Genomic DNA, 16,338 nt, shown 5'->3' on the forward strand with positions numbered 1-16,338 from the left:
GGATTCACCGATAAGAGAGTGCAAGAACTTTCGTTGGACCCGATAGATGCCGCGCGGCACGCTGGACTCATGTCCACGATGACGTCCTCGCGGGCCGGTGCACGGATCCGGTTCGCTCATGCGCCCGGGTTCTGGGTGATCGCGGCGGCCTTCCTCACCACGATGGCCTTCTCGACGATCCCCACCCCGCTCTATGCGATCTACCAGCAGCGCGACGGCTTCCCGACGTTCGTGATCACGGTGATCTTCGCCAGCTACGCGGTCGGCGTGATGGCTTCGCTGTACCTCGCCGGTCACGTCAGCGACTGGCTCGGGCGCCGCCGGGTCGCGCTGCTCGCCGTACTCGCCGAGGCGTTGTCGGCGGCGATCTTCCTGATCTGGCCGGACGTGCCCGGTCTGCTGCTCGCGCGATTCATCTGCGGTGTCGGGGTCGGCGTGCTGACCGCGACCGCCACCGCGCATCTGTCCGAGCTGCGGCAGATCGCGCGGCCGGGCGAGGACCCGAGCCGGTCGGCGCTGATTTCGAGCATGGTCAACCTCGGTGGGCTTGCGTTCGGTCCATTGGTCGGCGGGCTGCTGGCGCAGTACGTCGACGCGCCGCTGGAACGTCCGTACGAGATCTTCTTGGTCCTCCTGCTGCTCAGCGCGGTCGGAATCGCGCTGGTGCCGGAGACCGTGGAGCGGCTGGAGGAGCGCCCGGCGTACCGTCCGCAACGGGTCGCGCTGCCGTCGTCGGCGCGGCCGCTCTTCTTCGCGTCGGCGGTCGGGGCCTTCGCGGCCTTCGCCATCTTCGGGCTCTTCACCTCGCTGGCGCCGACGTTCCTGGCCGGCGTCCTGCAGCATCCGTCGCGGTTGCTCGCCGGTGTCGTGACGTTCGCCGTCTTCATCGCGGGTGCGGCCAGTCAGGCGATCTTCGTCCGGCTCAGCCAGCCGGGGCAGCTCCGCCTCGGGCTGATCGCGATGTCCGTCGGCCTGGTCGGCGTGGCCGCCGGTGGGCTGCTCCCCGACCTCTATCTGTTCACCATCGGTGGTGTGGTCGCGGGTGCGGGCGTCGGGCTCGTGTTCCGCGGTGCCGTGGCGACCGCCGCGTCGCTGGCCGACGCCGGTTCGCGGGGCGAGGTCCTCGCGGCGCTCTTCCTGATCGCGTACGCAGGACTCGCGCTCCCGGTCCTCGCGATCGGCGTCGGGATCGCGCTGCTTCCGGCCGAGGTCGCGCTGGTCGTGTTCTCCGCCGTGATGCTGATCCTGGTCAACGCCGCGGTATTACGGATGCTCGCCGCCCAGCAGAAGTGATCTGATGCCGGGTGTGGATCTCGAACGCGACTACGGACTGACCGTCACCTCGCTCGAACCGCACCCGGGCGGCTTCGCCACCGAGGGCTGGGTGGCGGACGGCCAGTGGTTCGTCAAGCGGTGGAAGGAAGGCGAGCGCCCGAACGGGCTGGAGCAGCTGGACCAGCTGCGGGCGCTCGGCCTGCCGGTCGTGGAGCCGCTGCGCACGCTGCGCGGCGAGCTGTCCGCCACCCACGGCTCCCAGGCGTACGCCGTCTTTCCTTACATAGCAGGGCGTACGGCGACATTCGGCGACTGGCGTGCTGCCGCGCGGGCGATGCGCCAGGTCCACGAAGCCGCGCTCGAGGTCGAGCTGCCGCCCGCCGACACCGACGAGCCGGCGATCGACGAGCTGGGCCGCGCGCTCGACCACCCGTGGATCGAGGACCGGGCAGACGAGTTGGCCGCCGCGATCGCGCGACTGGACGGTGTGCGGGCCCGCGTCGCGGCGAAGGAGGTCCGCGCGGTCGTGTGCCACACGGACCTGCACGGGCTGAACCTGCTGGTCGACGACGCGGGCGAGGTGGCCGCGATCCTCGACTGGGAGAACGCGGTGATCGGGCCCCGCGAGTACGACGTCTGGGTCGCGGCCGACGGCACCCGCCTCGTGGAGTTTCTCGACGAGTACCGCGCCGACGACCTGGACCTCGACCACGTGGAGTTCGCGCTGCTCGCGCGGGGGTTGCGGGACCTGTCGGCGCGCGTGCTGAACTCCGTCGACCGGCCCGGTGTCGAGACCTGGGGATTCGGCCGGATCAGGAGCGTCGACCGGAACCTCGAGGTCTTCAGCAAGTACTGCGCCGGCTAGGCCGCGGCACCCGGACCGGCGAGGAGTTCGACGTCGTCGGCGTGCATCGGTTTGCCGCAGTGCGCGCAGGTGAGGTCGACGTGGCTGATCTCGCCGCAGGCCTGGTGCCGGTACAGCACCGGCGGACCGGCCTCGCCGGCCAGGTGTTTGTCGCCCCAGGCAACCATCACCATCAGCACGTCGACCAGCTCGCGGCCCTTGTCCGTCAGTACGTACTCGTACCGCGGCCGGGCGTCGTACGGCCGGCGCTCGACGACGCCGCGGTCGACGAGGTGGTTGAGGCGCTCGGTGAGCACCTTGCGAGAGATCCCGAGGTCCGCCTGGAGCTGCTCGAACCGCGCGAAGCCGACCCAGATGTCGCGCAGGATCAACGGCGACCACGGCTCGCCGATCACGTCCAGCGTGCGGGCGATCGAGCACGCCATCCGGCTGAAGTCTGTGCGCTGCATGGAAGCAGTCTAGCGCTTGGGGTTCCCTGAGGGAACTCCGACGTGTTAGCGTTTCTTCACGGAACCCCGACGGGAAGGTGCGAAACCATGAGCAAGGTGATCTGCGGCCTCTCGGTCTCGGTCGACGGCTACGTCACCGGACGCGACTCCGGTCCGGACCGCGGCCTCGGTGACGCGCCGACGCTGTTCGACTGGTACTTCGACGGCGACACCCCGAGCCAGGTGTTCGACGGGTTCAAGCTCAGCGCACCGAGCGCGCGGGTCTTCGACGCGCTCGCCGGCCGGGTCGGCGCGGTGATCGCGGGCCACAAGACGTACGACGACTCCGGTCACTTCGGGGGCGGCAGCCCGCACCCGAAGGCGCCGCTCGTCGTCCTCAGCCACGGGCCGGTCGCGGAGGTCAGCGCGAACCAGACGCTCGCGCACACGATCGAGGACGCGGTCGCCGCGGCGCGGAAACTGGCCGGCGGGAAGGACGTCGGGCTGATGGGCGGTGGCACGGTGACCGCGGCGCTGCGGGCCGGACTCGTGGACGAGCTGGTGCTGCACCAGATCCCGATCCTGCTCGGCGCCGGCCGACCGTTCTTCCAGGAACTCCCCGAACACATCAAGCTGAACCTGCGCGAGGCCGTGCCCGCGCCCGGCGTCACCCACCTGCACTACGACATCGTCCGCTGAAGGAGACCAGCCATGCTGCAGCCCGCCGTACGCGCCGCCGTCGAGAGCACGTCGATCGCGCACCTGGCCACCGTCCTGCCGGACGGGGCGCCGCACTCGATCCCGCTCTGGGTGAGCACGCTCGACGACAAGATCGTCTTCCTCACCGGCCCGAACTCCCTGAAGGCCAAGAACCTCCGCCGCGACCCGCGCGTCGCCCTCTCCATCGCACCCGTCGACAACCCCTTCGAGCCGGTCGTCGTCCGCGGCCGCCTCGTCGAGTGGATCGACGGCGACGCCGGCTGGGCCCTCGTCGACCAGATCGCCCAGAAGTACATCGGCCAGCCCTACGGCCGCGACCAGGCCCGAGTCATCGGCGTCATCGAACCCGACCACCAGACGGTCGGCGTCCGCTGACTCTAAGATTCCCGCCATGGGTGTCACGGTGACGGTGGGGGAGCAGGACGCTTATCTGGCGCGGGTGGGGCGGGCCGGGGTGTTAATGTTGCCGATGATCACCGGGATCGGGGAGCAGGTGCGGGCCTGGGCCGATGAGGTTGCGGGGGAAGGGATCACTGCGTTGGTGTGGGATCCGTTCAAGGGGCGTAGTACGGACAACGCCACCCGCGAGGAGCTCGGCGGGATGTTGCGGGAGCTGGACGACGACGCGGCGCTGGCCGAGCAGGGTGCCTTGATGGATTACCTGTTCGAGGATCTCGGGTGCAGCAAGGTCGGGGTGATCGGGTGGTGTCTGGGTGGGCGGTTCGCCTTTCTGCTCGCTGCCAGGGACCACCGGGTGGCGAACGTGGTCGCGTTCCACCCGACCGTCCCGTCGGAGCGGCCGCCGCACCACACGTACGACGCGATCGCCGAGGCGGCCGCGATCACGGCGCCGGTGCTGGTGAGCTACCCGAGCGCCGATGCCGCCGTACCGAACGCGGACTTCGAGACGCTGCAGACCGTGCTGCAGGCGCGGACCGTAGGTGCGACGTTCACGCAGTACTTTCCCGGCGCGGACCATGGGTTCTCCGACAAGTCGCGGCACGGCAAGGACGTGAACGCGGACGCGTTCCGGCTGGCGTGGCCGCAGGCGCTCGCGTTCATGCGGTCGACGGTCGCCTGAGCTCGGGCTCCAACCAGCGGTGCAACTCGCCCAGCCGACTGCGGCCGGGGGTGCCTTGCGGGTAGCGGGCGAGCACCTCGCGGACCGTCGGCGGGACGCACTCGACTGCCCAGGTGAGCACGGCCTCCCCAGCCCGCGGATCTCCGGTCGCGAGCTCCTCGGCGTACGCCGCGTACTGCGCGGGCGCGACGATGTGCTTGACCTGCGTCGCCGCCGCGAACGGATGCAGGTACGCCGAACCGGCCGTGCCGACCGCGGCGCGTGCGGCCGCCTCGGCGGCAGGGTCGCCGATCTCACCGGCCGCCTTCAGCGCCGCCCAGGCGGCGGTCCGGATCGCCTTGGTGCGCTTGCCCCCGGCACCGAACTCGCGCGTGGTCTCGATCGCGTCGCGCGGCCGCCGGTCGGCCGGCGCCACCGCCTCGTAGATCGGCAGCGCCCGCTCGGCGCAGGCGGCGGTCCACAGGCTCAGCTCGCGCAGTTCGCCGAGGCTCAGCGGGATTTCCTGATGACCCATGAGCCTCAATCGTACCTTTGAACCCGCCGGTTGAAGCTTTCACGCCGCCCGGCGGTGGTCGGTAGGCGTGATCCCGCGGACCCGCTTGAACGCAACGCTCAACGCGAACGCGTTCGCGTACCCGACCCGGCGGGCGATCGTCTCGACGGTGTCCCGGGTCGACCGGAGCTGGTCCGCGGCGAGCGTGATCCGCCAGCCGGTCAGGTAGCTCATCGGCGCCTCACCCACGACCGCCGTGAACCGCCGGGCCAGCGACGCGCGCGAGATCCCGACGCGGTCCGCGAGCTCGGTGACGTTCCACGGGTACGCCGGATCCTCGTGCAGCAGCCGCAACGCCGTCCCCGCGACCGGATCGGTCTGCGCCTGGTACCACCCCGGCGCCTGCGACTCCGGCCGCGCGAACCACGCCCGGAGCGTGGTGATCAGCGCGAGGTCGAGCCACCGGTCCAGCACGCTCTGCTGCCCCGGCGCGTCGCGCTGGATCTCGCTGGTGATCATCTCCATCACCGAACCCGCCACGTCGGCCGCCGGTACGACGAGTACCGGCGGCAGCGCCGTGACGAGCCGGCGGCTGACGTCGCCCGCGACCTGATAGGTGCCGCTGGCAACCATTACCTCGCCGGGCTTGCGGCTGCCGTACGTCCGCACGCCGAGTCGCGCCGAGTAGTCGACCGGTGCCCCCGGCAACGGTTCGCAGACGCCGCCCGGACGGATCCGCAGCTGCGGCGCGGTCTGCAGCGAGTCGCCGACGACGTACGGCTGCGGGCCGGTGACGATCGCGACGTCACCCTGCTCCATCCGCTGCGGCTCGAGCCCGTCGCGGGTGATCCAGCCGGAGCCGCGGACCAGCGTCGCGAGCGCGAGTGCCGCCTCGTCCCGGATCTCCAGCGCCCACGGCGGATCCAGGATCGTCAGGTTGAACACCCCGTCCTGCGCCCGGGTCCCGGCCAGCAGCTCGTCGAGTACGTCCATGCGACGAGCGTACGACAGGTTGAGCGTTCCGAACATCGAATTGCGGCGTACGGCCATGGTTTGTCTCACCGTCGTCCGGTGAACTGAAGCCATGACACCGATCCTGATCGTCAGTGGCAAAGGCAAGACCGGCCGCCGCGTCGCGGCCCAGCTCGACGCCCGCGGCGTCCCGTACCGGCTGGCGTCCCGCTCCACCGAACCGCGCTTCGACTGGTACGACGAGAGCACCTGGGCGGACGCGGTCCGCGGTACCGAGACCGCGTACCTCGCGCCGCCGGTCGGACCGACCGGGCTCGCCCAGGCCGGCAAGTTCGTGCAACGGGCCGACGGGCTCCGGCGGCTGGTCCTGCTGTCCGGCCGCGGCGTCGGCAGCCCGGGCCGCGACTTCGCCGTGTACGACGGCTCGCTCGAGCTGGAGAACGTCGTACGGGCGAGCGGGCTGGACTGGACGATCGTGCAGCCGGCGTGGTTCGCGCAGGGGTTCAGCGAGGACTTCCTGCGCTACCACGTGCTGGCCGGTGAGATCCGGTTGTCTGCCGGCACCGGCGCCGAGGCGTGGATCGACACCGACGACGTCGGCGACGTGATGACCACCGCGCTGCTCGACGACTCCTACAGCGGTCAGACCCTCGCGATCTCCGGCCCCCGCACGCTCACGATGACCGAGATCGCCACCGAACTCACCGAGGCCACCGGCCGCAAGATCACGTACGTCGACCTCGCCCCCGAGGACCACGTCAGCGAGCTGATCGAGCAGGGCCTGACCCCGGAGGACGCCGACGCGGTCCGCGACCTGTTCGCCGTGATCCGCAACCACCGCTCCGAGTACGTCTCCACCGGCGTGGACGAGGTCCTCGGCCGCCCACCCCGCGACTTCACCCACTGGGCCCGCGCAACCGCGGCCACCGGTGTGTGGACGGGGTGACTGCCGATGCCCAGGCCATCACAACTGCTGCGTCGCGGGCGATCGCGCGCTCAGCCCGCCTGTCGGCGGGCGATTGTGATGGCGTGGCGATCGGTGTCCCCGCCCACCTGAGGTGCGGGGACGCCGATCGCCGCTCAGCGGTGTTGCATCTCCATCCACTCTTCGTGGGTGAGTTCCTGCAGCTCCGAGGCGGGGGTCTTGGACTGCAGCTGGCTGCCGCCGCCGACCGCGCCGCCGCCGAAGACGAGGTTGGCCCAGTTGTTCTGGGCGATCAGGATCGACGTGGTCTTGTCGCCGTTGATGTCGGCGGCGGTCGTCGAGTCGGCGGTGTCGCCGTCGCAGTTCCAGTCGATCGGCTGGTTCGCGGCGCCGGTCGTGGTCCGCGTCGTCCCGTTCGGGCACTTCCACTTGGTCAGGTACCCGGCGCCGAGGCTGCCCAGCCCGAGGCGTTCGTCGGGCCGGGCCTCGTTGATCGACGTCGGCTGGACACTCGAGTAGCCCCAGTACTTCGTGCCGTCGGACTTCAGCACCCCGCCGAGCTGGAACGAGTAGTTCATCACGCTCAGGTAGTTCGGCTTGTAGTTCAGGTTGTCGGTGCCGCCGTGCTTCAGCCCGATGTTGTGGCCGAGCTCGTGGATGAACGTGCCGACGTTGATGTCGTCGGTCGCGTTCCAGTTGCACTTCGGGCCGACCGTGACGATGAACGTGTCGTTCGGGATCGCGAACGCCTGCCCGCTGCTGCAGCCGCCGTCGTAGCTGTCACCCCAGAGCATGTAGTGGAAGACCGCCTTGCGCGCCGACGCGAAGTTGGCGGTCTTGATCGCGTTCGTCTGGGTGCCCGACGGGTTGAGGTCGGCGTCGTACGGCACCTCGTTGCCGCCACCCAGGTCGTACTGCGTCCCGCGCGCGGACCCGGCGTCCAGATGGATCGTGATGCCGGTCGTGCCGTCCGGGTTGCTGACCGGGGCGGACGCGAAGACCTGGACGATCCGGTCGAGCGCCGCGGTGGTCGCGAGCCGTCCGGACATGTAGTCCATCTCGACGAACAGGTCCTTCTTGTTCGGGTTCGCGCCCAGCGCGGGCAGGTCCACGTCGACCACGCCGTCACCGTTGGCGTCGTAGCCGCTCGTCTCCCAGCTGTCGGGAAGCGAGTCGCCATCGGTGTCGGTGGCAGCGACCGAGACGGTGCTGTCGGCCGGGGGAGTGGGCGCCGCCACCGCGTTCGACACGGCGAGCGCGGTGGCGGCCAGCGAGGTCAGGACGGCGAACAAGGCGGGGCGGGGCCTCATCAGATCTCCTTCGGGGCGGTGGGTGATCCGACCGCCACCGTAAGTGATTTCGCTCGCCGCGGACGGCCCAGCGGGGTCACTGGCCCAATTGGGTCAGCCGGCCGAGCGGAGCATCGCGCGGATGCCGACGGTCAGGCCGAGCGCCGCGGTCACGAGCGCGGCCGCCCAGCCCCACAGCACCGCGCTCGACAGCACGTCGCCCGCGAACAGGCTCCGCTCGGCGTCGACGAGGTACGAGAGCGGGTTGAACTTCGACGCGACCCGCATCCACCCGGGACCGGTCTCCAGCGGCAGCAGCATCCCGGACAGGATCATCAGCGGGAACAGGAACGTCTGCTGCACCACCCAGAACATCCAATCCTGCTTGCGGACGGCGATCGCCAGCGCGTAGCTGAACGCGCCGAGCCCGACGCCGAACACCCCGAGCAGCGCCAGCCCGACGAGCGCGCCGCCGACGTGCAGGTCGAACGCGAACGGGGTCATCACCGCGATCACGATCACCGCCTGCCCGAACAGCGGCACCATCTCCTTGAGTGCCCGGCCGATCAGCAGCGAGGAGCGGGACAACGGGGTGACCAGCATCCGCTCGTGCGCGCCGGTCTGGAACTCGAAGAGCAGGTTCGCCCCGGTGGTCGACGTACCGAAGAGCGTGGTCATTACCAGGATCGACGGCACGAACCACTGCCAGACGCCGTCGCCGAACGCGCCGCCCATCGACCCCGAGAGCAACGGGCCGAACAGGGCCAGGAAGATCAGCGGCTGGATCATCCCGAACAGCAGGCTGAACGGGTCGCGCAGTACCGGCTTGAGCTCGCGGCCCATCACGATCCGGATGTCGCGCAGGAAGTTCCGCGAGGGCTGCGCGGCGGTGACCGCGGGAGTGGTGAGGGTGAGCGTGGTCATCAGGCTGCCCTTCCTGTAAATCGAGTACTGTCATTTGAGTCTTCCCGCAGGCTGCGGCCGGTAAGGTTGAGGAACACGTCGTCGAGCGTCGGCCGATGCACCTGCGCCGCCGCGATCGGTACGCCGTTCTGCTGTGCCAGGCCGACGAGCTGGGGAAGTGTAGCCGGGCCGTCGACGACCCGGAGGCTGACCTCGTCGCCGACGGCGACGACCTCGGCGGCGCCGGGCACCTGCTCGGCGATCCGCCGCAGCCGGTCCAAGTTGCCAGGGGCAACGGTCAGTGCGATCCGGTCACCGGCCAGCTTGGCCTTCAGTGCGTCGGCGGTGTCGTCGGCGATCACCTCGCCGTGGTCGACGACGACCACCCGCTCGGCCATCGAGTCGGCCTCGTCCAGGTAGTGCGTGGTGAGCACGATCGTCATCTCGTACCGCTCCCGCATCCGCAGGATGTGGTCCCAGAGGTTCGCGCGGTTCTGCGGGTCGAGCCCGGTCGACGGCTCGTCCAGGAACAGCAGCGACGGCGCGTGCACGAGACCCATCGCGACGTCGAGCCGGCGCCGCTGGCCGCCGGACAGTTCCGACACCTTGCGCCGGGCCAGGTCGGTCAGTTCGAGGGCCTCGAGCAGTTCGCCGGCCCGGGACTTGGCGGCGCGCCGGTCGAGTCCGTAGATCACGCCTTGACCGGCGAGCTCGTCGCCGACGCGCTGGTTGTGGCCCGCGCCGTTGCCCTGGCCGACGTACCCGATCCGGCGCCGCACCTGGCTCGGCTGCGTGGTCACGTCGTACCCGGCGACCGTCGCGGTGCCGGAGGTCGGGGTGATCAAGGTGGTGAGCATCCGCAGCGTGGTGGTCTTGCCGGCGCCGTTCGGGCCGAGGACGGCGACCAGTTCGCCGGGTGCGACGTCCAGGCTGATGCCGCGGACGGCGTGCACGGTCTCGGTACGGCTCACCACGAAATCCCGGGTGAGCGCTCGGGTGCTGATCACGGGTCGCTCCTTCGATCGGTTGGTGAGGACGACGTTTCCAGCAGTAGCGGACAGGTTCTGGCCGCTACTCGTGGCAATCTGACGTCATGTCCGAAACCTCAGCTCGACTCCTGGCGCTGCTGTCGCTGTTGCAGGCGCGCCGGGACTGGCCGGGCGCACTGCTCGCCGAGCGGCTCGAAGTCAGCCCGCGGACGGTCCGCCGCGACGTCGACCGGCTGCGCGACCTGGGCTACCCGGTGCGCGCGACGAAGGGTCCCGACGGTGGCTACCGCCTGGACGCGGGGGCCGACCTGCCGCCGCTGCTGTTCGACGACGACCAGGCGATCGCGGTCGCGGTGGCGCTGCAGACCGCGACCAGTACGGTCACCGGCATCGAGGAGGGCGCGCTGCGGGCGCTGGCCACGGTCCGTCAGGTGATGCCCGCGCGGCTGCGGCAACGCGTCGACGCCCTGCAGGTCACCACGGTCGACCGTTACGCGCATCGCCGTACGACGGTCGACTCCGAGCAGCTGATCGCGATCGGTACGGCGGTCCGCGCACGGGAGGTACTGCGGTTCGACTACGCGTCGCCCCGGGCGCCGGAGGACGAGTGGGTGCCGCCGCGCAAGGTCGAGCCGCATCACCTCGTGACCTGGGGCGGCCGCTGGTACCTCGTCGGCTGGGACCTGGACCGCGGCGACTGGCGGACGTTCCGGGTGGACCGGATGACGCCGAAGACGCCGACCGGACCGCGTTTCACCCCGCGCGAGCTCCCGGCGCCGGACGTCGCGACGTACATCTCGAGCCGCTTCCACGGGACGGACCAGAACCCGTGCCGCGGCGAGGCGATCCTGCAGGCGAAGGCGTCGGACATCGCGCAGTGGGCCGGGCGCGGTGCGTTCGTCGAGGAGGTCACGCCGACGAGTTGCCGGCTGGTGCTCAGCGCGTGGTCGTGGACCGGGCTGGCCGCGACGTTCGGGATGTTCGAGTGCGACCTGGAGCTCGTCGGGCCGCAGGAGTTGAAGGACGCCGCGGCGCAACTGGCGACGCGCTACCAGGAGGCCGTGTCATGACTGCGGAACTGATCGTCGCGGACGCCGTCGCCTGGCACGCCTGGCTCCAGGAGCACCACGAGACGAACGACGGCGTCTGGCTGGTGCTCGCGAAGAAGAACGTGACCACCCCGACCAGCCTCACGTACGACGAGGCGCTCGAGGAAGCCCTGTGTCACGGGTGGATCGACGGGCAACGCCGCGGCCGCGACGAGCAGACGTTCGTGCAGCGGTACACGCCGCGGCGCCCGCGGAGCCTGTGGTCGCAGCGGAACGTGGACCTGATCGCGCGGCTCGAACAGGAAGGCCGGATGTACGCCGCCGGCCGCGCCCAGGTGGAACGCGCCAAGGCCGACGGCCGCTGGGAGAAGACGTACGGCGGAGCAAGCAAGCTGGAGGTCCCGGACGATCTCGCAGCCGCGCTGGCCGCGAACCCGAAGGCGCAGGCGATGTTCGACATCCTCACCAGCGCCAACCGCTTCGGCGTGATCTACCAGGTGACCGGCGCGAAACGCCCCGAGACCCGGGAACGGCGGATCGCCCGCTTCGTCGAGCAACTGTCCCGCGGCGAAACCCTCTACCCGCAGAAGCGCACGCTCTAGTCCTCCACGAAATCGAGCGTCGCGTCCTGTCCGGCCGTGAGCGGGAAGTAGGCGATGAACTCGACGCCCTCGTCCTCGGTGTCGAACCGGGCGATCCGCTCGACGCCGGGCTCGTAGAAGACGTCGCCGGCGCGCAGGACCTGCGGTTCGTCGCCGGCGGACTGCTGGTAGATCGCGGATCCGGACAGGATGTTGCCGAAGACGGGGCCGTTGTGGACGTGCGCGCCGAGGGCGGTGCGCGGGCCGATCGTGATCCGGCGTACCTCGACGTGCTGCACCGGCAGCGGCTCGGGCAGGTGCTGGTCGAGGACGACGACGCGGTCGATGTTCATGACGGCATCGTACATACCAATAGGTACAGAATGCGCAGAGCGTCCAGGAGCCGGGTCGGCGCCGCGTCAGTACAGGACCGGGTTGAGCGGGGAGGTGACCGGGTCGCCGGGCTGCGCGCCGGGCATCCAGTGCGCGAGGTCGATCTCCTGGTTCTCGTTCGTCGGCGCCGCGATCCGCATGTCGGCGTCGATGTAGATGATCGTCATCACCCGGCGCGGAATCTCGGTCGTGTTCGGCGGCGCGTGGTGGAAGGTCCAGCCGAGGTGGTAGCTGACCTCACCGAGCTCGTACGGCTCCGAGACCTCCGGGAAGTTCTGCTCGGCCAGGGCCTCCCGCAGGACCCGCTCGGACTCGTCGCTGATCGGCAGGTCACGCCCGTGCTCGAACGTGTGGCTGCCGGCCGCGAACGACAACGGCCCCATCTCCATCGGCGTTTCCTGCAAGGGGATCCAGACCGTCACGCACCGGTCGGTCGCGAACGGCCAGTAGTACTGGTCCGCGTGCCACGGGGTGACGCCGCCGCCGGACTCCTTGTACAGCGCCTGGTCGTGGTACAGCCGCACCGACTGCACGCCGAGCAGTTGCGTCGCGATCCGCGCCAGCCGCGGCGACGACACGAACTCCAGCACACGCTCGCTGTCCTGCCACAGGTTCGTCACCTGCAGGAACGCCTTGCCGTAGGTGTCGCGCTCCTCGAGCGGCTGGTCCTGGGTGTTCAGCTCGAGCACCTTGCCGGTGATCTCCGGCTCGTACTCCGCGATCGTCTCGGGGCTGAGCACGTTCTTCAGCTTCACGAAACCGTGCTCGGCGAAGTGCCTGACGGCGGACCGGCTGAGGGCGTAGTCGGTCTCCAGCTCCGGGCGGGTCAGAGTCATGGGACACAAGGGTTGCTGCACGTTCCATCGCTGTAAAGATCAGTGATCAAATCTTTGTGGTTCGTGCACGTGCATTCAGAGCACTCCGGTATAAGTCAGCGCGAACGTCCCGCAGGGGAAGAGGAACAGCGACGCCAGCACCACGATCCCCTTGAACGACTGGCGCGGCCCGATCAGCTTGCGGTACGCCGCGACCAGCACCGGCACCATCACGACCTCGAGCGGGAGCATGCTGCGCGGGATGATCGTCCCGGTCGCGGCGAGCACCACCGACAGCGCGGCCGCCGCGATCCAGGCGCCGTACCCGATCAGGTACGTCGTACGCGCACCGAAGCGGACCGCGATGGTCTGGTACCCGGCGGCGCGGTCCGCTTCGAGGTCCGCGAGCGTGGTCGGGAGGTAGAGCCCGACGGCGGCGAGCGTGCCCTGCAGGCCCATCAGCCACGGGAAGTCGCTGAGGTCCGGGTTGATTGCCGCCCACCCGGCGAGCGGCCCGAACGCTCCGAGCGCAAGGGCGTTGACCGCGACGTCGAAGCCGGCGCGGGTCTTGAGGCGCACCGGCGGCACGGAGTACGCGTACCCGAGCAGCACGGCGAGCAGGACGCCCAGCGCGAACACGATCCCCACATGCAGGCTCAGCCCGACCGCCGCCACCGCCGCGGCGAAGGCCAGTCGCTTCGCCGCGCGCAGCGTGATCCGGCCGTCGAGCAGCGGCGACTTCGCCTTGCGCGGGTTGAGCCGGTCGCTCGGCAGATCGTACGCGTCGTTGACCGCGAGGACCGCCAGCCAGACCAGCGGCCCCATCACGATCGCGCCGACGATCAGCCGCGGCCACTCCTCGACCGGCGGGATCAGCCGGTGCGTCGCCAGCAGGATCCCTGTGTAATAAGGCACGATCGAGACCACCCAGAACGCCGGCCGGCCGACCGCGACGACGTCCCGGACCCGTGCCGCCGATCCCCGCACCCGCACATCCGTGCTCACAGCACCACTGTCCACCTGCGCGGGGCGCCCCGTCCTCCCTCCACCGAGTGAACCTGCTCACCCGCCAGGCTGGATGTGAGCCAACGAACCCTTCTCCAGCGCGACCCAGACGGTGTCGCCGTCGAGGCTGAGCCCGTGCGGCTCGGCCCCGGCCTCGAAGCCGACCCGCTCGGTGATGTTGCCCTTGGCATCGAGGTGGACCAGTTGGGCGGCCGCCCACAGAGTGAGCCAGCACCCGCCGTCGGGCGTCGCGGCCGCGGCGTGCGGCTTCGATCCTTCGGGCAGGGCGAATTCCTCGATGTCCCCGTCGGCCGTGATCCGTCCGGCCCGGCTCGCGAGCAACTCGGTGAACCAGACGCCGTCCGGACCTGCGCTGATCCCGACCGGCCCGGCGCCGGCCGTCGGCAGCGGATAGGTCGAGACCTTGCCGTCGGTCGTCATCCGGCCGATCGCGTTCGCCTGGTTGAGCGTGAACCACAGGTCGCCGCCGTACGCCGTGATCATCCCCGGGTACGCGCCCGTCGTCCCGATCGGGTACGTCGACATGTCGCCGCCGACCGTGATCCGCCCGATCGCGTCGCTGCTCATCAACGTGCACCACAGCGCGCCGTCCGGGCCGACGCACAGCCCGTACGGCGCTCCGGCGACCTCGACCGCCGACACGCTGCCGTCGTACCCGATCCGCCCGATCCGGTCGTCGCCGGTACGCGTGAACCAGACGGCGTCCTCCGGACCGTCGACGATCACGCTCGGGCGGGACTGCGGTGCGTCGAGCTCGAAGACCCGGCCGGAGACGGTCGCGACGCGGCCGGTGTGGACGAGCGTCGTCCACACCTCGCCGCCGGCCGCGACCACGCCGTACGGAGCGCCGCCGACCGCGAATTCACTGACTGACATAGCTGTTCTCCTTCAGCTCGACGAGCCTCCCGCGCCACCGGGAGATGAAGCGGCGGTCGTGGCTGACGACGACGAGCGCGCCGGCGTACCGGTCCAGTGCTGCCTCGAGTTCCTCCACCAGGACGAGCGACAGGTGGTTGGTCGGCTCGTCGAGCAGCAGTACGTCGTACGGCGTGGTCAGTGCTCGCGCCAGCGCGAGACGCCGGCGTTGACCGGTCGACAACGCACCGACGCGGGTCTGCAACTGCTCCTGGCGGAACAGCCCGAGCGCCGCCGCGCCGGGATGGCGGGCGAGGGCCTGGCGCAACGTTTCGTCCGGTCGTGGCTCCTCCACTTCCTGCCGGAGGTAGCCGATCCGCCCGCTCCGGTCGACGTACCCGGAGTCCGGCGGCAGCACCCCGGCGAGGACGTCGAGCAATGTCGACTTGCCGACTCCGTTCGGACCGGTGATCAGCACGCGACCACCAGCTGGTACTTCGAGCGACATCGGCCGCAGGCGCCCCTCGACCGCGACGCCGACCGCGTCCAGGCCGGCGGGCGCACCCGTCGTACGGATCGAGGCGCTGAACCGGAGCGGCTTGGCCGGCACTGGCGGCGGGTCCTCCTCCAGCCGGCGCAGCCGTTCCTTCGCGTTGCGGATCTTGCTGCGCTCCGCCTCGTTGACGCGACCCGTCTTCCGGTCGTACGCGACCTTGTTGTTGTCCTTCATCGGGCGCCCGTACGCGACCCGGTCGGCCGTCGTGCGGACCAGCACGCGCATCTCCGCGACGTCGTCCTCCCACTGCTGCCGGGCCTGCTCCAGCCGCGCCCGCTCGGCCGCCTTCTCGCGCAGGTAGCCCTGGAAACCGTTGCCGTACCGCGTGACGCGATGCGTGTCGCCGTCGACCTCGAACAGCGTCGAGGCTGTTCGCTCGAGGAAGGCGCGGTCGTGTGACACGACCACCGTCGTGCCGCGCCGCGACCGCAGGTGGTCCTCCAGCCAGGTCGCGGCCGACACGTCCAGGTGGTTCGTCGGCTCGTCGAGGAGCAGGATCTCCGGGGACGACGCGAGGACCGCGGCCAGGTGCAGCCGCGCCAGCTCGCCGCCGGACAGTTCCGACAGGCGGCGATCGGCGGGCAGCGTGGACAGCCCGAGACCGTACGTCGCCCGCGCGAAACGGGCATCGGCGTCGTACCCCTCGCGATGCTCGAACACGGTCTGCAGCTCGCCGTACTCGCCGAGGACGTCGTCGCATCCGTTGGCCAGCAGGCCTTCGAGTTCACGCATCCGCGCCTCGATCCGGCGCAGGTCGGCGAGGGCGTGATCGGCGAGCGCCTGGACGTCGAGGTCGAGCGGCAGCGGGTTGTCCTGCGCCAGGAAGCCGATGCTGCCATCCGTGACGACCGTGCCGTCGGTGGCCGGCTCGCGACCGGCGAGGATCCGCAGCAGGGTCGACTTGCCGGAGCCGTTCTCGCCGATCAGGCCGCTGACCTGGCCCGGCGGGAAGGCACAGCTGATCCGGTCGAGCACCAGGCGGTGGTCGTAGGACTTCGTGACGTCGTGCAGGGACAACTGGGCAGACATAGGGAATCTCCTGACTCTCGCGGGTTCGGGATGGCGAACGGCGGGTCAGAAGATCACTGGCTACTCCTTAATGCGATGGATGTTGCGTTAAGAT

The 16,338-nt window shown here is 70.2% G+C and carries 19 protein-coding genes; 8 read left to right on the forward strand and 11 right to left on the reverse strand.

The genetic code is table 11. The features are described 5' to 3' along the window. The first annotated feature begins 69 nt into the window (after positions 1-69). Both ABN611_RS12895 and ABN611_RS12900 read left to right on the forward strand, forming a co-directional pair. Positions 70-1,293 carry an MFS transporter gene (locus ABN611_RS12895; protein WP_350280078.1) on the forward strand — a complete coding sequence of 408 codons (1,224 nt, stop codon included), beginning with the start codon at positions 70-72 and terminating at the stop codon, positions 1,291-1,293. 4 nt (positions 1,294-1,297) lie between these two features. Then, positions 1,298-2,140, forward strand: a complete 843-nt coding sequence (locus ABN611_RS12900) for a phosphotransferase (RefSeq protein WP_350280079.1) — start codon at positions 1,298-1,300, stop codon at positions 2,138-2,140. On the opposite strand, the gene ABN611_RS12905 is transcribed toward ABN611_RS12900, so the two are convergent. Next, entirely contained in the window at positions 2,137-2,589 is a 453-nt protein-coding gene (locus ABN611_RS12905; RefSeq protein ID WP_350280080.1) for a helix-turn-helix domain-containing protein, read from the reverse strand. The genes ABN611_RS12900 and ABN611_RS12905 overlap by 4 nt on opposite strands. A gap of 87 nt (positions 2,590-2,676) precedes the next feature. On the opposite strand from ABN611_RS12905, the gene ABN611_RS12910 reads away from it, so the two are divergent. Genes ABN611_RS12910 through ABN611_RS12920 form a run of 3 tightly spaced genes read left to right on the forward strand, consistent with a single transcriptional unit; the run spans position 2,677 to position 4,369 of the window. Continuing rightward, positions 2,677-3,267 (forward strand): dihydrofolate reductase family protein, encoded by a 591-nt coding sequence (locus ABN611_RS12910; protein ID WP_350280081.1) that lies wholly within the window; start codon positions 2,677-2,679, stop codon positions 3,265-3,267. Positions 3,268-3,279: 12 nt separating this feature from the next. After that, positions 3,280-3,663: a pyridoxamine 5'-phosphate oxidase family protein gene (locus tag ABN611_RS12915; RefSeq protein WP_350280082.1), complete on the forward strand. Its 384-nt coding sequence runs from the start codon at positions 3,280-3,282 to the stop codon at positions 3,661-3,663. Positions 3,664-3,679: 16 nt separating this feature from the next. Continuing rightward, positions 3,680-4,369: a dienelactone hydrolase family protein gene (locus ABN611_RS12920; RefSeq protein WP_350280083.1), complete on the forward strand. Its 690-nt coding sequence runs from the start codon at positions 3,680-3,682 to the stop codon at positions 4,367-4,369. Here ABN611_RS12920 and ABN611_RS12925 read toward each other — a convergent pair. Together ABN611_RS12925 and ABN611_RS12930 are read right to left on the reverse strand one after the other, a co-directional pair. Next, positions 4,347-4,883 carry a putative immunity protein gene (locus ABN611_RS12925; protein WP_350280084.1) on the reverse strand — a complete coding sequence of 179 codons (537 nt, stop codon included), beginning with the start codon at positions 4,881-4,883 and terminating at the stop codon, positions 4,347-4,349. The two genes, ABN611_RS12920 and ABN611_RS12925, sit on opposite strands and share 23 nt — an antisense overlap. A gap of 39 nt (positions 4,884-4,922) precedes the next feature. Continuing rightward, entirely contained in the window at positions 4,923-5,855 is a 933-nt protein-coding gene (locus ABN611_RS12930; protein ID WP_350280085.1) for an AraC family transcriptional regulator, read from the reverse strand. A 91-nt stretch (positions 5,856-5,946) separates the two neighbouring features. Between ABN611_RS12930 and ABN611_RS12935 the strand changes: the two genes are divergently transcribed. Beyond that, positions 5,947-6,780 carry an NAD(P)H-binding protein gene (locus ABN611_RS12935; protein ID WP_350280086.1) on the forward strand — a complete coding sequence of 278 codons (834 nt, stop codon included), beginning with the start codon at positions 5,947-5,949 and terminating at the stop codon, positions 6,778-6,780. A 134-nt stretch (positions 6,781-6,914) separates the two neighbouring features. On the opposite strand, the gene ABN611_RS12940 is transcribed toward ABN611_RS12935, so the two are convergent. The 3 genes from ABN611_RS12940 to ABN611_RS12950 form a co-directional block, all read right to left on the reverse strand. Next, positions 6,915-8,069 carry a hypothetical protein gene (locus ABN611_RS12940; RefSeq protein ID WP_350280087.1) on the reverse strand — a complete coding sequence of 385 codons (1,155 nt, stop codon included), beginning with the start codon at positions 8,067-8,069 and terminating at the stop codon, positions 6,915-6,917. 93 nt (positions 8,070-8,162) lie between these two features. Next, positions 8,163-8,972: an ABC transporter permease gene (locus ABN611_RS12945; protein WP_350280088.1), complete on the reverse strand. Its 810-nt coding sequence runs from the start codon at positions 8,970-8,972 to the stop codon at positions 8,163-8,165. Continuing rightward, positions 8,972-9,958, reverse strand: a complete 987-nt coding sequence (locus ABN611_RS12950; RefSeq protein ID WP_350280089.1) for an ATP-binding cassette domain-containing protein — start codon at positions 9,956-9,958, stop codon at positions 8,972-8,974. The genes ABN611_RS12945 and ABN611_RS12950 overlap by 1 nt, the downstream gene beginning before the upstream one ends. Before the next feature lie 86 nt (positions 9,959-10,044). On the opposite strand from ABN611_RS12950, the gene ABN611_RS12955 reads away from it, so the two are divergent. Together ABN611_RS12955 and ABN611_RS12960 are read left to right on the forward strand one after the other, a co-directional pair. After that, positions 10,045-11,010 (forward strand): YafY family protein, encoded by a 966-nt coding sequence (locus ABN611_RS12955; RefSeq protein WP_350280090.1) that lies wholly within the window; start codon positions 10,045-10,047, stop codon positions 11,008-11,010. Further along, complete coding sequence (locus tag ABN611_RS12960; protein WP_350280091.1) at positions 11,007-11,591, forward strand: YdeI/OmpD-associated family protein; 585 nt, start codon at positions 11,007-11,009, stop codon at positions 11,589-11,591. Before ABN611_RS12955 ends, ABN611_RS12960 begins: the two co-directional genes overlap by 4 nt. On the opposite strand, the gene ABN611_RS12965 is transcribed toward ABN611_RS12960, so the two are convergent. The 5 genes from ABN611_RS12965 to ABN611_RS12985 all read right to left on the reverse strand — a co-directional run bounded on the left by ABN611_RS12965 (position 11,588) and on the right by ABN611_RS12985 (position 16,244). Then, positions 11,588-11,923, reverse strand: a complete 336-nt coding sequence (locus ABN611_RS12965; protein ID WP_350280092.1) for a hypothetical protein — start codon at positions 11,921-11,923, stop codon at positions 11,588-11,590. The genes ABN611_RS12960 and ABN611_RS12965 overlap by 4 nt on opposite strands. A 66-nt stretch (positions 11,924-11,989) precedes the next feature. Next, on the reverse strand, positions 11,990-12,799 hold the full coding sequence (locus ABN611_RS12970; RefSeq protein ID WP_350280093.1) for a phytanoyl-CoA dioxygenase family protein: 810 nt from the start codon (positions 12,797-12,799) through the stop codon (positions 11,990-11,992). Between the two features lie 75 nt (positions 12,800-12,874). Then, on the reverse strand, positions 12,875-13,783 hold the full coding sequence (locus ABN611_RS12975; protein ID WP_350280094.1) for a UbiA prenyltransferase family protein: 909 nt from the start codon (positions 13,781-13,783) through the stop codon (positions 12,875-12,877). A 57-nt stretch (positions 13,784-13,840) separates the two neighbouring features. After that, a complete protein-coding gene (locus ABN611_RS12980; protein ID WP_350280095.1) occupies positions 13,841-14,680 on the reverse strand; it encodes a virginiamycin B lyase in 840 nt (279 codons plus the stop codon). Beyond that, positions 14,667-16,244, reverse strand: coding sequence for an ABC-F family ATP-binding cassette domain-containing protein (locus ABN611_RS12985; protein WP_350280096.1), 1,578 nt, complete (start codon positions 16,242-16,244; stop codon positions 14,667-14,669). The genes ABN611_RS12980 and ABN611_RS12985 overlap by 14 nt, the downstream gene beginning before the upstream one ends. Positions 16,245-16,338: the final 94 nt, after the last annotated feature.

It is taken from the genome of Kribbella sp. HUAS MG21 (assembly GCF_040254265.1).
GTDB lineage: Bacteria > Actinomycetota > Actinomycetes > Propionibacteriales > Kribbellaceae > Kribbella.

What these genes read in the sequence shown, in the direction of transcription:
- ABN611_RS12930 (WP_350280085.1), bottom strand. Translation starts at nt 5,855, where the DNA reads ATGGACGTACTCGACGAGCTGCTGGCCGGGACCCGGGCGCAGGACGGG.
- ABN611_RS12970 (WP_350280093.1), bottom strand. Translation starts at nt 12,799, where the DNA reads ATGACTCTGACCCGCCCGGAGCTGGAGACCGACTACGCCCTCAGCCGG.
- ABN611_RS12945 (WP_350280088.1), bottom strand. Translation starts at nt 8,972, where the DNA reads ATGACCACGCTCACCCTCACCACTCCCGCGGTCACCGCCGCGCAGCCC.
- ABN611_RS12905 (WP_350280080.1), bottom strand. Translation starts at nt 2,589, where the DNA reads ATGCAGCGCACAGACTTCAGCCGGATGGCGTGCTCGATCGCCCGCACG.
- ABN611_RS12935 (WP_350280086.1), top strand. Translation starts at nt 5,947, where the DNA reads ATGACACCGATCCTGATCGTCAGTGGCAAAGGCAAGACCGGCCGCCGC.
- ABN611_RS12920 (WP_350280083.1), top strand. Translation starts at nt 3,680, where the DNA reads ATGGGTGTCACGGTGACGGTGGGGGAGCAGGACGCTTATCTGGCGCGG.
- ABN611_RS12915 (WP_350280082.1), top strand. Translation starts at nt 3,280, where the DNA reads ATGCTGCAGCCCGCCGTACGCGCCGCCGTCGAGAGCACGTCGATCGCG.
- ABN611_RS12980 (WP_350280095.1), bottom strand. Translation starts at nt 14,680, where the DNA reads ATGTCAGTCAGTGAATTCGCGGTCGGCGGCGCTCCGTACGGCGTGGTC.
- ABN611_RS12895 (WP_350280078.1), top strand. Translation starts at nt 70, where the DNA reads ATGTCCACGATGACGTCCTCGCGGGCCGGTGCACGGATCCGGTTCGCT.
- ABN611_RS12985 (WP_350280096.1), bottom strand. Translation starts at nt 16,244, where the DNA reads ATGTCTGCCCAGTTGTCCCTGCACGACGTCACGAAGTCCTACGACCAC.
- ABN611_RS12940 (WP_350280087.1), bottom strand. Translation starts at nt 8,069, where the DNA reads ATGAGGCCCCGCCCCGCCTTGTTCGCCGTCCTGACCTCGCTGGCCGCC.
- ABN611_RS12925 (WP_350280084.1), bottom strand. Translation starts at nt 4,883, where the DNA reads ATGGGTCATCAGGAAATCCCGCTGAGCCTCGGCGAACTGCGCGAGCTG.
- ABN611_RS12900 (WP_350280079.1), top strand. Translation starts at nt 1,298, where the DNA reads ATGCCGGGTGTGGATCTCGAACGCGACTACGGACTGACCGTCACCTCG.
- ABN611_RS12910 (WP_350280081.1), top strand. Translation starts at nt 2,677, where the DNA reads ATGAGCAAGGTGATCTGCGGCCTCTCGGTCTCGGTCGACGGCTACGTC.
- ABN611_RS12965 (WP_350280092.1), bottom strand. Translation starts at nt 11,923, where the DNA reads ATGAACATCGACCGCGTCGTCGTCCTCGACCAGCACCTGCCCGAGCCG.
- ABN611_RS12960 (WP_350280091.1), top strand. Translation starts at nt 11,007, where the DNA reads ATGACTGCGGAACTGATCGTCGCGGACGCCGTCGCCTGGCACGCCTGG.
- ABN611_RS12955 (WP_350280090.1), top strand. Translation starts at nt 10,045, where the DNA reads ATGTCCGAAACCTCAGCTCGACTCCTGGCGCTGCTGTCGCTGTTGCAG.